The 12,019-nt window shown below is 69.7% G+C and carries 14 protein-coding genes and 1 pseudogene; all 15 read left to right on the top strand.

Going from position 1 to position 12,019, the window contains the following annotated elements:
• Positions 1 to 10: 10 nt before the first annotated feature.
• Positions 11 to 394 (top strand): nucleotidyltransferase domain-containing protein, encoded by a 384-nt coding sequence (locus tag CFB18_RS05640; protein ID WP_088570827.1) that lies wholly within the window; start codon positions 11 to 13, stop codon positions 392 to 394.
• A gap of 24 nt (positions 395 to 418) precedes the next feature.
• Complete coding sequence (locus CFB18_RS05635) at positions 419 to 2,425, top strand: heme lyase CcmF/NrfE family subunit (protein WP_088570826.1); 2,007 nt, start codon at positions 419 to 421, stop codon at positions 2,423 to 2,425.
• Positions 2,426 to 2,434: 9 nt separating this feature from the next.
• Entirely contained in the window at positions 2,435 to 2,941 is a 507-nt protein-coding gene (locus tag CFB18_RS05630) for a cytochrome c-type biogenesis protein (protein ID WP_088570825.1), read from the top strand.
• A 9-nt stretch (positions 2,942 to 2,950) separates the two neighbouring features.
• Positions 2,951 to 3,490 (top strand): TlpA family protein disulfide reductase, encoded by a 540-nt coding sequence (locus CFB18_RS05625; protein ID WP_088570824.1) that lies wholly within the window; start codon positions 2,951 to 2,953, stop codon positions 3,488 to 3,490.
• A 9-nt stretch (positions 3,491 to 3,499) separates the two neighbouring features.
• Complete coding sequence (locus CFB18_RS05620; RefSeq protein WP_088570823.1) at positions 3,500 to 3,850, top strand: hypothetical protein; 351 nt, start codon at positions 3,500 to 3,502, stop codon at positions 3,848 to 3,850.
• On the top strand, positions 3,847 to 5,559 hold the full coding sequence (locus tag CFB18_RS05615; protein WP_088570822.1) for a c-type cytochrome: 1,713 nt from the start codon (positions 3,847 to 3,849) through the stop codon (positions 5,557 to 5,559). The genes CFB18_RS05620 and CFB18_RS05615 overlap by 4 nt, the downstream gene beginning before the upstream one ends.
• A gap of 185 nt (positions 5,560 to 5,744) precedes the next feature.
• Positions 5,745 to 6,371: pseudogene (gene ccmA / locus CFB18_RS16685) on the top strand (heme ABC exporter ATP-binding protein CcmA); the annotation flags it as partial.
• 27 nt (positions 6,372 to 6,398) lie between these two features.
• Positions 6,399 to 7,286 (top strand): heme exporter protein CcmB, encoded by an 888-nt coding sequence (locus CFB18_RS16680; protein ID WP_455431981.1) that lies wholly within the window; start codon positions 6,399 to 6,401, stop codon positions 7,284 to 7,286.
• Entirely contained in the window at positions 7,283 to 8,014 is a 732-nt protein-coding gene (locus CFB18_RS05605; RefSeq protein ID WP_200808097.1) for a cytochrome c biogenesis protein, read from the top strand. Before CFB18_RS16680 ends, CFB18_RS05605 begins: the two co-directional genes overlap by 4 nt.
• 24 nt (positions 8,015 to 8,038) lie before the next feature.
• Entirely contained in the window at positions 8,039 to 8,197 is a 159-nt protein-coding gene (locus CFB18_RS05600; RefSeq protein ID WP_088570820.1) for a CcmD family protein, read from the top strand.
• Positions 8,184 to 8,990 (top strand): cytochrome c biogenesis CcdA family protein, encoded by an 807-nt coding sequence (locus CFB18_RS15870; RefSeq protein ID WP_143597531.1) that lies wholly within the window; start codon positions 8,184 to 8,186, stop codon positions 8,988 to 8,990. Before CFB18_RS05600 ends, CFB18_RS15870 begins: the two co-directional genes overlap by 14 nt.
• Positions 8,983 to 9,528, top strand: a complete 546-nt coding sequence (locus CFB18_RS05590) for a TlpA family protein disulfide reductase (protein WP_088570819.1) — start codon at positions 8,983 to 8,985, stop codon at positions 9,526 to 9,528. Before CFB18_RS15870 ends, CFB18_RS05590 begins: the two co-directional genes overlap by 8 nt.
• 25 nt (positions 9,529 to 9,553) lie before the next feature.
• Positions 9,554 to 9,925 carry a COX15/CtaA family protein gene (locus CFB18_RS05585; RefSeq protein ID WP_088570818.1) on the top strand — a complete coding sequence of 124 codons (372 nt, stop codon included), beginning with the start codon at positions 9,554 to 9,556 and terminating at the stop codon, positions 9,923 to 9,925.
• Positions 9,926 to 9,934: 9 nt separating this feature from the next.
• Positions 9,935 to 10,942: a response regulator gene (locus CFB18_RS05580; RefSeq protein ID WP_088570817.1), complete on the top strand. Its 1,008-nt coding sequence runs from the start codon at positions 9,935 to 9,937 to the stop codon at positions 10,940 to 10,942.
• Positions 10,939 to 11,994 carry a BMP family ABC transporter substrate-binding protein gene (locus CFB18_RS05575; protein ID WP_088570816.1) on the top strand — a complete coding sequence of 352 codons (1,056 nt, stop codon included), beginning with the start codon at positions 10,939 to 10,941 and terminating at the stop codon, positions 11,992 to 11,994. The genes CFB18_RS05580 and CFB18_RS05575 overlap by 4 nt, the downstream gene beginning before the upstream one ends.
• The last annotated feature ends 25 nt before the right edge of the window (positions 11,995 to 12,019 follow it).

The following is a 12,019-nucleotide window of genomic DNA, read 5'->3' as shown; positions in this document are numbered from 1 at the left end:
GAGGGCTTGGATGGTCCGGGATGCCCCTCTCCCGGAGAAGCTCCCGCAGCGGCGGGCCGCCCTGGAGGCCGAGCGGGCCCACTTCCTGGAGTTCCTGCGAACCCATTACGCGCCTCAACAGGTGATCCTGTTCGGCTCCCTGACGGAGGGCCGACTCTATCCGGACTCGGATCTGGATCTGGTCGTGGTGATGCCCTCCTCGCGTCCGTTCCTGGAGCGCATCGGGGAGATGCTGGAGCGCTTCCGTCCCCGCGTGGGCATGGATCTCTTGGTTTACACCCCTGAGGAGTTCGAGGAGATCCAGAACCGTCCCTTCTTCCGCGAGGAAGTGCTGGCGAAGGGGGTGGTGCTCTATGAATCCCCATCGGGAACGCTGGCTTCGCTTGGCTCGTGAGGATCCGAACCCGGAGGTCGCGGGATGAGCCTGCTGGGGGAGCTGGTGCTGGATCTGGCGTGGGGGCTGGGCCTGGCGGGGACGGCCTTAGCCTTTTATGCGGGGTGGCGTCGGGAGGCGCGATGGGGGGAGGTGGCCCGACGCATCGGCCTGGTGATGGCCCCGCTGCTCACCCTGGCCGTGCTCCTGCTGGAGTCCGCCCTCCTCGCGGATGACTTCCGCCTGATCTACGTCGCCCAGGTCTCCCGGCAGACCCAGCCGCTCTTCCTCAAGATCACCGCCCTGTGGGGCGGCCAGAACGGCTCCCTGCTCTTCTGGTCCTGGCTGATGAGCCTCTTCCTCTTCGCGGCCATGGCCCGCGCCGATCGCTTCCCCCGGGACCTCCGGCCCTTCATCGCCGGCGTCCTGCTGCTGACCCAGACGTTCTTCCTGCTGCTCAACCGGTTCTTCGCCAACCCCTTCGAGACCTTCCCCGTCCCGCCGGCGGATGGACGGGGGTTGAACCCCCTGTTGCGCCATCCGGGGATGATCGCCCATCCCCCGCTGCTCTATCTCGGCTTCGTCGGCTTCACCGTCCCCTACGCCATCGTCATCGCCGCCCTGCTGGCCGGCCGGCGGGATGATGAATGGATCCCGCTGCTGCGGCGGTGGGCCCTGGTGGCCTGGCTGTTCCTGAGCCTGGGCCTGCTGGTGGGGGCCCGCTGGGCCTACGACGTGCTGGGCTGGGGCGGCTACTGGGGATGGGATCCGGTGGAGAACGCGGCCTTGCTCCCCTGGCTGACCGGGACCGCCTTCCTGCACTCGGTGATGGTGCAGGAGCGCCGGGGCATGCTGAAGGTGTGGACGGCGCTGCTGATCATCCTCACCTATGCGCTGGTGATCCTGGGGACGTTCATCACGCGCACGGGGGTGATCGCCTCGGTGCATGCCTTCGCCCGCTCGGCCATCGGGGGGCCTTTCTTGATCTACGTGGGGCTGGTGCTGGTGGGCTCCCTGGCCCTGCTGACCGCCCGCTGGGAGCTCCTGCGGGCGGAGAACCGCATCGAGGCCTGGCTCTCCCGGGAGACGTTCTTCCTGCTCAACAACTGGCTCTTCCTGGGGATCGCCTTCGCGGTCTTCTGGGGCACGTTCTATCCGATGTTCTCTGAGCTGCTGTTTAACGAGAAGCTTACGGTAGGTCCCCCATATTACAATCAGGTGACCGGGCCGCTGTTCGCGGGCCTCTACTTGCTGATGGGGGTGATCCCCTTCCTCCGCTGGCGACGGACGCCGGGGGCTTCCCTGAGGCTGGCGGTGGGCTCCTCGGCTATGGCCGGGCTGGGGGCGATGGCCCTCGCCCGGGCCCTGGGGGTGTCGATGCCCTGGGCCCTGGTGGGGTTCGGCCTGTGCGCCTTCGCCGGGTGGGGGACCCTGCTGGATTATGGGCTGGGGGTGCGGGCGCGGCGCCGCGCCACGGGGGAGCCCTGGCCGACCGCCCTGGCCCGGCTGCTGGCCCGCAGCCCCCGCCGTTACGGGGGTTACCTCGTCCACCTCGGCGTGGTGCTGATCGGGATCGGGGTGATCGGCTCCCAGGCCTACCCGCAGGAGACCCAGCGCACCCTGCAGCTGGGGGAGGCGCTCTCCCTCGGCGGCTACCGGCTGGTGTATCAAGGGATCCGACAATACACCCCGGCGACGGAGCCGGACGTGGTGGTCACACAGGCCTGGGTGCGAGCCTTCGACGCCCGGGGGAATCTCCTCGCCGATCTCTATCCCTACGTGCTGCAATACGACAGCGGAGAGAGCCTGACGCCCCCGGCCCTGCGGGCCACGCTCAAGGAGGATCTCTACATCCTGCTGAGCGGATGGGTGGAGGGCGGGAACCGGGCAACCTTCAAGATCTTCATCAACCCGCTGGTCTCCTGGATCTGGATCGGAGGGATCGTCCTGATCCTGGGGACGCTGGTGGCCCTGTGGCCTCGGCCCACGCCGGCGCCGGCTCCCCAGATGATCCGTCCCCGGCTTCAGGAGGAGCCATCGATTGTCTCGTGAGGGAAAGCCATGTTGAAGTGGGCGCGCATTCGAGGACCCCGCCTTCTCGGCTTTGCACTCGGCGTTGCTTGCCTGGCTTGGGCCCTGGCGGTAGCCCGGCCCGCCGGGGCCCAGACCCCGGTCCCCCCGGTGCCCGACGACGAGGTCAACCGGGTGGCCCGGCAGCTGTATTGCCCGGTGTGCGAGAACGTGCCGCTGGACGTCTGCGACACGCCCACGTGCATCCAGTGGAAGGAGGAGATCCGCTCCATGCTCGCGACCGGCCGGAGCGAGACGGAGATCGTGGATTTCTTCGTCTCCCGCTACGGGATGCGCGTGCTGGCCGTCCCGCCCCCCCGGGGGATCGGTCTGGGAGTGTGGCTGATCCCGGCCCTCGGGCTGCCTGCCGCCGGACTGTGGCTGGCCTCCCGCCTCGCCCGCTGGCGCCGCCCGGCGCCCGCGCCGGAGGTGCCCCCGGAAGCCGGCTCCGATGAAGCCGCCCGCGCCCTGGATCAATGGGTGCGGGAGAACTGGTAGGAGGACCGTATGCCCCGGATGGGACGATGGAGCTGGGGGGTACCCATCACGGTCGCCCTGATCTTCCTCGCCCTGCTCGGCTGGGCCTTCATCGAACGGGGGCGGACCGCACCGACCGCCGGGCCGGCGCCGGATTTCACCCTCTCACTTTATGAGGACTACGACGGCGGGTTGGGGATCCGGGAATTCCGGCTGCGGGAGTGGCGCGGGCATCCCGTGGTGATCAACTTCTGGGCCTCCTGGTGTAAGCCGTGCGAGGAGGAAGCTCCCCTGCTGGAAGCCCTGTGGCGGAAATACCGGGAGCGCGGCGTGATCTTCGTGGGCGTGGATTACCTGGACGTCCCCTCCGCCGCCCTGGATTACCTGCGGCGGTTCGAGATCACCTACCCCAACGGCCCGGATCTGGGCACGCGGATCTCCCGCCTGTATCGCATCACCGGCGTCCCCGAGACCTTCGTGGTGGACCCGGAGGGCCAGGTGGTTTTCTATAAGGCGGCGCCGATCCGGCCCGGGGAGCTGGAGGCCGTTCTCGATCCGCTGGTGAAATAGGAGCGCGGGATGGGAGAGACCCTCGTGGCTCTGCTGCTCGGCTTCGGGATCACCCTGCTCACCCTGCTCTACGTCCTGAGCCCGCTCCGGGGGAAAGAACCGCTCCATCCGCCGCAAGATCGGGAGGCCCTCCGGGCGCAGTATGAGCGGATCCTGAGGGCCCTGTGGGATCTGGAGACGGATTGGCGGATGGGGAAGATCCCGGAGGAGGATTACCGGTCCCTGCGCCAGCGCTACCTGCAGGAGGGCGTTGCGGTGGGAGGGGCCTTGCAAGGAGAAGGCGAGATCCCGGATCTTGAGGCGCAAATCGAGGCGGCGGTCCGAGCCCGCCGCGCCCAGCTCCGGAGGGAGTCGCGATGATCCCAAACCCTCCCCGTGCGCTTCTTCTGCTCGCCGGGATCCTCCTCACCGGCTGCTCCCTGACCCTGGCCGCCCCTCCGCCCGCGGGGGATGTCCCCTTCCGGACGCAGCCCGTGCCTACCCCCACGCCGGCGCTTCCCCCGGCCTCCCTCTCCCTCAAGACCGGTCAGACGATCTTCCGGGAACGCTGCGCCGCGTGCCACGGCGCGCTGGGGCGCGGCGACGGCCCTCAGGCGGCCGCCCTCCGCGCCCGCTTCCCGGACGCCCGCCTGGACCTGACGCAGGACTTCGCCGCCCGCACCGCTTCCCTGTGGGACTGGTTCCGAGTGGTCAGTGAGGGGCGACCGGAGCGGGGCATGCCGCCCTGGGCGAACGCCCTCAGCGAGGCGGAGCGCTGGGCCGTCGTTTTCTACGCCTGGTCTCTGGCCGTGCCGTCCGAAGCCCGGGCCAGCGCCCCACAGCGCTACCGGGAGGCGTGCGCGACATGCCACGGCACAGATGGACACGCGGAGATGGCTCCCCTCGCCGATCCAGAGCGGGTGCTCCGGGCGGCCCCCGCCGCATGGATCGAAGCGCTGCGGCCGGAACGGGTCCCCGCCCACGCCGGTCTGCCCGAGCTCGCCCCGGAGATCCGGCAGGCCCTCGTCGCTTATCTCCCGGATCTGGCCTTCGCCGTCGCGGATCGAGAGGTTCGGGATCCACCTCGCCCGACCGGGAGCGCCGAGGTGAGCGGCCAGGTCCTCCACGGCGCGACCGAGGCGCCCGCGGCCGGCGTCACCGTCACCCTCTACGCCCTGATCGGGTCCTCCCCGATCTTCTCGCAGACGACCCGCACGGCGGCCGATGGGAGCTTCCGCTTCCCTGAGGTACCGGTGTATCCGGAGGCCGATTACCTCCCGATGGCGGAGTGGCAGGAGATCGCTTACCCGGCGGCCCATCCGCTCACCCTGACCGCCGGGCAGGCGCTCACGGTGACGCTGATGGTCTTCGACCGGACAGCAGACCCGGGAGGGATCCACATCGATCAGGCCCACTGGATCCTGCAGCCGCTGGCGGATCGCCTGCTGGTGACCGAGATCTGGATCTACTCGAACCGGGGACCGGCCGCCTACGGAGGCGCCGGGAGCCCGGGGATGATCTTCTTTCTTCCTCCGGGCGCGTCCAACCTCCAGATCGCGGAGGGCGAGCTGGGCGTCCGTTACCGGCAGGAAGGAGAACGCTTGATCGACACCGCGGCGGTCCCGCCCGGGATGGGCTATCAGACGGCGTTTGGATATGAGCTCCCCCTGGCCCGGGCGCGGACGCTGACCCTGCGCTCCCTGTATCCGGTCGCTCAGTGGAACCTGCTGATCGCGGGCGATGCAATGGAAGCGACCGGCCCCGGGATCCGGGATCTGGGCGTGCGCACTTTGGGGTCAACCGTGTATCGTCTCTATGAGGTCCGCCCTCCGGCTCCGGGGCAGGCGGTGACCCTCGCCCTGCGGCCGCGCTCGGCGGCTCCCGGCTGGCTGGTCCCGGTCCTGCTGATCCTCAGCGCAGGGCTGGCGGCCGGGATCGTGTGGATCCGTTGGGGCCGGCCGGTGGATCCCATTGAGGAGCTCGCCCGGCTGGACGAGGCCTATGCGGCAGGGGAGGTGGACGAAGCGACCTACCGCCGACGGCGGGCCGCCCTGAAGGCCCGCGCCATGCGGCGGATGGGTGCCGAATGAATTCGGCCTGGGGAGGCCTTCGGCCGACGGTCGGCCTGCGCCGACCGAAAAGGCATCCCTTGCGTCGGCGAAGGCCGACGCCCGGCGCGCAGCGCCTTAGAAGGCCGATTTCAATCGGCGCGAAGGCCTTCGGCCAGCGGCCAGAGTCGACCGAAATCCGATTCTAAAGGAGATCGGCACCGTCCGTGGATATCCGAACACACGCTCACGAGGATGAGGCGGGAACCGCGTGGAGCGCGCCCCCGATCCTGCGCGCGGATGGGGTGACGAAGGCCTTCGGGCCCCGGTGGGCGCTGCGCGGGATCTCCCTGAGCGTGCGCCCGGGGGAGATCGTGGCCCTGATGGGGCCAAACGGCGCCGGCAAGAGCACCCTGCTCCGGGTGCTGGCCACCCTCCTCCGCCCCACCGCCGGCGTCGTCTATGTGGGGGATCGGCGCTGGCCGCCGGATGGCGTGGGCGTGCGGGCACAGGTCACCTTGCTGGGCCATCAGCCCTGGCTCTACCCGGACCTCACCGCGGAGGAGAACCTGCGCTTCGCCCAGCGCCTCTACGGCTGGCCGGAGGATCCCGAGGCGCTGCGCGCGGCCCTGGAGCGGATGGGCTTGGCGGACCGGGCCCGGGATCCGGTTCGGACGTTCTCCCGAGGGATGCTGCAACGGCTCGCCCTGGCCCGGGTGCTGCTCTCGCCGGCCCCGGTGCTGCTCTTGGACGAACCCTTCACCGGGCTGGACGTGGTGGGGATGGACCGGGCGCAGGAGGCCCTCCGGATGCTGGCCGATCAGGGGCGTGCCCTATTGATCGCCCTGCATGAGCCGGCGGCCGCCTCCCTGGCCCATCGGGTGGTGGTGCTGGCCGGCGGACGCTGCGTCGCCGAAGGCGCTCCGCAGGATCTCCCCGCGGAGGCCCTGCGGGAGATCTATGCGTCCGCCCTCCGGCCCGCCGAGGGCCGACAGGCCCTTCGTCCGCCCCAGGCGAGGGAGCCGGCGCCCAACCGGGTGCGACCGGAGGGGAGCGTCGGGACCCCTCCGCGCGCCTCACCGGGGGTTCCAACCGGCGGACACGGGGAGCTGCGCGTGCTCCGGGCGTTGCTCGGGAAGGATCTGCGCGTGGAAGGACGGGCCCGGGAGGCCCTGACGCCGACCCTGACCCTGGCCGGGCTGAGCCTGTTCCTGTTCGGGGCCGCCTTCGAGCTGCGCCCGGATCTGGCCCGCGCCGTGGTGCCGGCCTTCCTCTGGATGCTGCTGCTTTTCGCCAGCAGCCTGGGGGTGGGACGGATGATGGCGGCGGAGATGGACCGGGGGACATGGGAGGGGCTGCTCATGGCCCCGGTGGATCGCAGCGCCTTGTTCGCCGGCAAGGCCCTCGTCCACGGGCTGCTGCTCGCGCTGGTGATCGGCCTCTCCCTGCTGGCCGCCGCGGTCTTCTTCAACCTCTCCCTTTGGGAGCCCCGGATCCTGCTGCTGCTGGTCCTGGGGACGGCCGGGCTGGCCGGGGTGACCACCCTTCTATCTGCGATGGCCATGGCGGCCCGCGCCCGGGAGCTGCTGCTGCCCATCCTGCTGTTCCCGGTCGCTGCCCCGTTGCTCATCGCCGGGATCCAGGGCACCCGGGCAGCCCTGGAGGGGGACCCCGAGGGATGGGGGACATGGATGCAGATGATGCTGGCGTATGATATCATCCTGCTGACCGTAGGCGGGTTGATCTTCGAGGAGGCTGTGGGGGCATGAGCCCCTTCCGAATCGGATATCCGGAGAAGGACCCGATGAAGGCTGCAGAGCGAATCTGGATCGGCGTCACGGTCGCGATGATGATCCTGGCCACCCTGGCGGTCTTCGTCTACGCGCCCCGGGAAGCGAAGATGGGCGACGTGCAGCGGATCTTTTACTTCCACATAAGCACGGCGTGGTCCGGCTTCCTGGCTTTCGCCGTGGCCCTGGCCGGCGCCGTTGCCTACCTGCGGACCCGGGGGGCGCGCTGGGATGCGCTGAGCCACGCCGCGGTGGAGGTCGGCCTGGTGCTGCTGACCATGGCCATCGTCACGGGCTCCCTCTGGGCCCGGCCGGTCTGGAACACCTGGTGGACCTGGGACCCGCGGCTGACCACGACGACGATCACCTGGGTAGTGTATCTGGCCTACCTGCTCCTGCGAGGAGCCGTGGAGAATCCGGAGACCCGGGCGCGGTTCGCGGCGGTCTACGCCATCGTAGCCTTCATCACCGTGCCCATTACTTATCTCTCCGCCCGCCTGCTCCGCACCATCCATCCCATCGTGTTGGGCCCCAGCGTCTCCGCAGAGGCCCAGGGCCAGTTCGGCCTCACCCCGCGGATGGTGCACACGATGCTCATCAGCCTGGCCGCCTGGACGCTACTGTTCAGCGTCCTGCTGATGCTGCGCTACCGGATCCAGCGTGCCCAGGAAACCCTGGAGGCGCTGGAAGCATCTATAGAAGATTGAGGAACATCCCCCGGGGGTCGGAGGATGGGCTATCTTATCGCGGCGTATCTGGTGTTCTGGGGTGTGACGTTTCTCTACGTGCTTTCCCTGCTGCGCCGGCAGCGGGCCCTGGAGGAGCGGCTGGCCCGCCTGCGGGCGCGGATGAACCCGGAGCGCGAGGAGGAGCCCCATGCAGGCCGGTGAGGCGATCCCCTTCTCCCTCCGGTGGCGCGTCTTCTCCCACGCCCTCGCCTTCGTGCTGGGGTTCTCCGTCGTGTTCGTCTTCGCCTGGGGCGGGGCGGCCACCCTCCTGGGCCAGCTCTTCTTCGGCGGGCGCGATCTCCTGGCCGCCCTCGGCGGAACCCTGGTGATCCTGATGGGGCTGGCCATCCTGGGGGTCCCCATCCCCGGGATCTCCGCCCTGATCCTCTCCGAATGGCGGCCCCACGTGGAGCTGCGGCCCATGGGCTATCTTACCTCCGCCCTGATGGGCGTCTTCTTCGCTGCCGGGTGGACCCCCTGCGTCGGCCCCACCCTGGGGGCGATCCTCACCCTCACCTTCCAGCAGGAGACCGTCGGACAGGCCCTGGGGTTGCTGGCCGCCTATGCCGCCGGCCTGGGGATCCCCTTCCTGGCCATCGCCCTCCTGCTGGATCGGGCCCTGGCCGGGATGCGCCGAATGCGCCGGTTCCTGCCGGCCCTCCAGGCCATCAGCGGCGTCTTCCTGGTCTTCGTCGGCGCGATGGTGCTGCTGGACGCGCTGCGGTTCTTCTTCCCGGGCTTCGAGGCCCCTCCCTGGGTCCCAACCTTCACCCACCTGCGGGTGTGGACCTTCCGGATGGGCCTGTTCCTGGATGTGGGGCCCGGGGTGGGGCTGGGGTATCCAGTGGCCTTCCTGGCCGGGCTCCTTTCCTTCTTCTCGCCCTGCGTGTTCCCCCTGGTCCCCGCCTATCTGGGCTACCTCAGCGGCCGCGCCCTGGGAGGAACCTATGCGTAAGGCTGGGACGGTCCTCACCCTGGGGTTGTTCCTCCTGATGGCCTGTCAACGGGGCACCGCGAACCCGACAGGGCCAACCATGGCCACCCCGATCACTATGGGGCTGACCACCGGGATCCCGGCGCCGGAGTTCGAGCTGGAGCGCCTGGATGGGGGGACGGTGCGCCTGCGGGATCTGCAGGGGAAGGTGGTGCTGCTCAACTTCTGGGCCAGCTGGTGCGTCCCGTGCCGGGAGGAGATGCCCCTGTTGGCATCGATCTACCGGGATTATCACGCGCAAGGCCTAGAGATCCTGGGGATTAACCTGACCTCCCAGGACGACTTCGGCGAGGTGCGGAAGTTCGTGGAGGAATTCGACCCGCCCTTCCCCATCCTCCTGGATCCCAACGGGCGGGCGGAGCGGGATTACCGCATCTTCGGAGTGCCCACCACCGTGTTCATCACCCGCGAGGGGATTGTCCACCGCGTGAAGGTGGGCATCCTGAAAGGGCGGGAGGACGTGGAGCAGACCATCCGTCCCCTTCTGGGGCTGCGCTGACGACCTCTTCGCCGGAGCGTAAGGAATGGGGACCCTGATCCTGCTGCATGACCGGCTCAGCCAGACCATCCTCTTCTTTGTCCTGATCTGCGCTCTTTGGGGCTTCTGGCGTTATCTGCGAGGGGAAGGGGTGCGTGGGGACTTCTGGGGGGCGCTGCTGATTCTGGAAGGCGTGATCCTCGTCCAGGGATTGCTGGGCCTGGGGATGATCCTGATGCGCTTGTGGCCGGCCCGGGGTGGCATACACTTCTTGTATGGCGTGGTGATGGCCCTCGCCCTCCCCCTGGTGTATGCTTACACCCGCGGCCGCGACGGGCGACGGGAACAGCTGATCTACAGCATCGTGCTGGCCATCATGGTCGGCCTGACGCTGCGAGCCATCGCCACCGGGAGGTGAGGCTGGTCGATGCGAGCGCCCTGCGTGCTGGTGGTGGACGATTCAATTGACGCCCTCCAGACCCTGAGCGACATCCTGGCGGTGGCCGGCTACACGGTGCGCACCGCCCCCAGCGCCGAGCGCGCCCTGCAGATCTTGGAGGGCACGGAGGTGGATCTGGTGATCACCGACCTCCGAATGGGGGGGATGGGCGGGATGGCCCTGATCCGTCGTCTTCGGGAATCCTTCCCCGAGATCCCGGTGATCGCCTTAAGCGGCTTCGCCGACGTGGGGACGGTCATTCAGGCCTTCCGGGAGGGGGTTGCGGATTTCATCACCAAGCCCTTCACGGTCGGAGAGGTCACGGAGACGGTCGCCCGGGTCCTCGCCCGCCGGAAGGCCGGGCCTGAGCGCCCCTCGGTGGAGAGCGCCCCTCCCCCGGCTGTCCTCCCACCGGACCAGCGCGCCCGCGCGGCGGAGGCCCTGCGGGACTTACAGGCCCGCCTCGGGGCAGAGCTCGCCGTGCTGATCGGCCCAGGAGGATCTCTGCTGGCCGCCCACGGCCGGCTCCCGGAGGAAGCCGCTCAGGAGATGGCCCGCGCGGTGGGGCAGATCGAAGAAGCCCTGGATCGCCTGATCCCGCTCCTCGGGGAGCCGGGATGGACCGGTCAGGCCTGGGAGGGGGAGCGCTGGGCCCTTTACGGCAGCCGCCCAGCTCCCGGTTTCCACCTCCTCGTCCTGGTCCCCCGGTCCATCAAGCCCGGCCTGGTCGCCCTGGAGCTCCGGGAAGCCCGGGCCCGGCTGCAGGGGCTGGTCGTGGAGGCCCCCGAATCCTCCACCGAACCCCCCGCCTCGCCCGCTTCGGAAACCGGTCTCGGAGAAGCATCCCCGGTCCCCGCACCCGAATCCTTCCCGCTCCCGCTGGAGGAAGCGTGGGAGACCGAGGAGGCCGGGACGGGAGAGCTCCTGACCTATGAGGAAGCCCGGGCTCGCGGCCTGATCCCGGATCTTGGGGGGGAGTTGGAAGAGGCGGGATGAGGACGTGGATCCGGATCGCCGCCATCGGGTTGACCCTGATGGGAGGCTGCCTGCCTCGCCCTGCGACCTCGCCGCCCTCGCTGACCTCCGTGATCGTCCTGATGGAGGGGGTGGTAGGAGATCGCGGGCCCTTCGACTTCGCCGCCGCCGGCGTGGGCGCCTTCCAGCGCAGCGAGGGCGTGAAAGTCCCCCTGATCGCCATGGGATATGATCCCCTCGCCTGGGAGCGGATGATCCGGGAGGCTGCACGGGACCCGAACTACCGCTTCTTCCTCATCGGCATGGAGGGACCCGCCCGCTTGGGCCTGGAGATGGCGCGGATCTTTCCGGGGAAGCGATTCGTCCTCCTCGGCCTGCCGCCGGAGGAAGCCATCCCGCCCAACGTCCTGGCGATCTCCTTCGATGAGTGGGAGATGGGCTGGGTGGCCGGCTACATCGCCGGCCGGTGGGTGGATCCGGCGCGGACGCGCCAGCCCATCGGCGCGCTGATCGGCCCGGGGGCGGAGGCACTATGGGAGGGCTACGCGTGCGGCGCGCAGACGGCCGGGGCGCCGCCGGAGGCCCTGCGGATCGAGATCGTGGCCTCAGATCGGGATCCCCTGGTCGGCTTCGAGGCGGCCCTGCGCCTGTATGCGCAGGGGGTCCCCATCGCGGCGGGGCTGGCCGGGGGGAGCAGCGCCGGCCTCTTCGAGGCGGCGGGCGCCCTGCGGCGGTATGCCATCGGCGTCGGCGCGGACTGGTATGACCGGTATGCGGCCATGCGCTCCCCGGCGATGGAGGCCCTGCTCGGCTCCGTCACCCCGGCGGTCGATGAGGTCGTGCGGCGGACGCTGCGGCAGGGCCGGCGGGGGGAGCTCCCCTTCGGGATCCACCAGACCCTGGGGTGGCAAGCGGGCGGGATCGCTTGGCGGGGGAGCCCGGTCTTCTTCCATCGAGCCCCCCGGGAGCTTCAGCAGGCCCTGCGGGAGCGCACTTTGCAGCCGACGCCATGCCCGGCGCCCCAAAAAGGTCACGGCGAAAGCCGCTCCCACCCAACATCGATCCTCCTGTAGGAGGGGCTTCAGCCCCAAACCTCCG

Origin of the sequence: Thermoflexus hugenholtzii JAD2 (genome assembly GCF_900187885.1) — a bacterium.
In the GTDB taxonomy this organism is placed as follows: domain Bacteria; phylum Chloroflexota; class Anaerolineae; order Thermoflexales; family Thermoflexaceae; genus Thermoflexus; species Thermoflexus hugenholtzii.
Note: the sequence above shows the minus strand (reverse complement) of the source record. Positions and strands in the feature narration are given on the sequence as shown.

Coding starts and splice junctions, on each gene's coding strand:
- CFB18_RS05590 (WP_088570819.1), top strand. CDS start 8,983: ATGCGTAAGGCTGGGACGGTCCTCACCCTGGGGTTGTTCCTCCTGATG.
- CFB18_RS05640 (WP_088570827.1), top strand. CDS start 11: ATGGTCCGGGATGCCCCTCTCCCGGAGAAGCTCCCGCAGCGGCGGGCC.
- CFB18_RS05605 (WP_200808097.1), top strand. CDS start 7,283: ATGAGCCCCTTCCGAATCGGATATCCGGAGAAGGACCCGATGAAGGCT.
- CFB18_RS05625 (WP_088570824.1), top strand. CDS start 2,951: ATGCCCCGGATGGGACGATGGAGCTGGGGGGTACCCATCACGGTCGCC.
- CFB18_RS05635 (WP_088570826.1), top strand. CDS start 419: ATGAGCCTGCTGGGGGAGCTGGTGCTGGATCTGGCGTGGGGGCTGGGC.
- CFB18_RS05615 (WP_088570822.1), top strand. CDS start 3,847: ATGATCCCAAACCCTCCCCGTGCGCTTCTTCTGCTCGCCGGGATCCTC.
- CFB18_RS05620 (WP_088570823.1), top strand. CDS start 3,500: ATGGGAGAGACCCTCGTGGCTCTGCTGCTCGGCTTCGGGATCACCCTG.
- CFB18_RS05580 (WP_088570817.1), top strand. CDS start 9,935: ATGCGAGCGCCCTGCGTGCTGGTGGTGGACGATTCAATTGACGCCCTC.
- CFB18_RS05575 (WP_088570816.1), top strand. CDS start 10,939: ATGAGGACGTGGATCCGGATCGCCGCCATCGGGTTGACCCTGATGGGA.
- CFB18_RS15870 (WP_143597531.1), top strand. CDS start 8,184: ATGCAGGCCGGTGAGGCGATCCCCTTCTCCCTCCGGTGGCGCGTCTTC.
- CFB18_RS05585 (WP_088570818.1), top strand. CDS start 9,554: ATGGGGACCCTGATCCTGCTGCATGACCGGCTCAGCCAGACCATCCTC.
- CFB18_RS05630 (WP_088570825.1), top strand. CDS start 2,435: ATGTTGAAGTGGGCGCGCATTCGAGGACCCCGCCTTCTCGGCTTTGCA.
- CFB18_RS05600 (WP_088570820.1), top strand. CDS start 8,039: ATGGGCTATCTTATCGCGGCGTATCTGGTGTTCTGGGGTGTGACGTTT.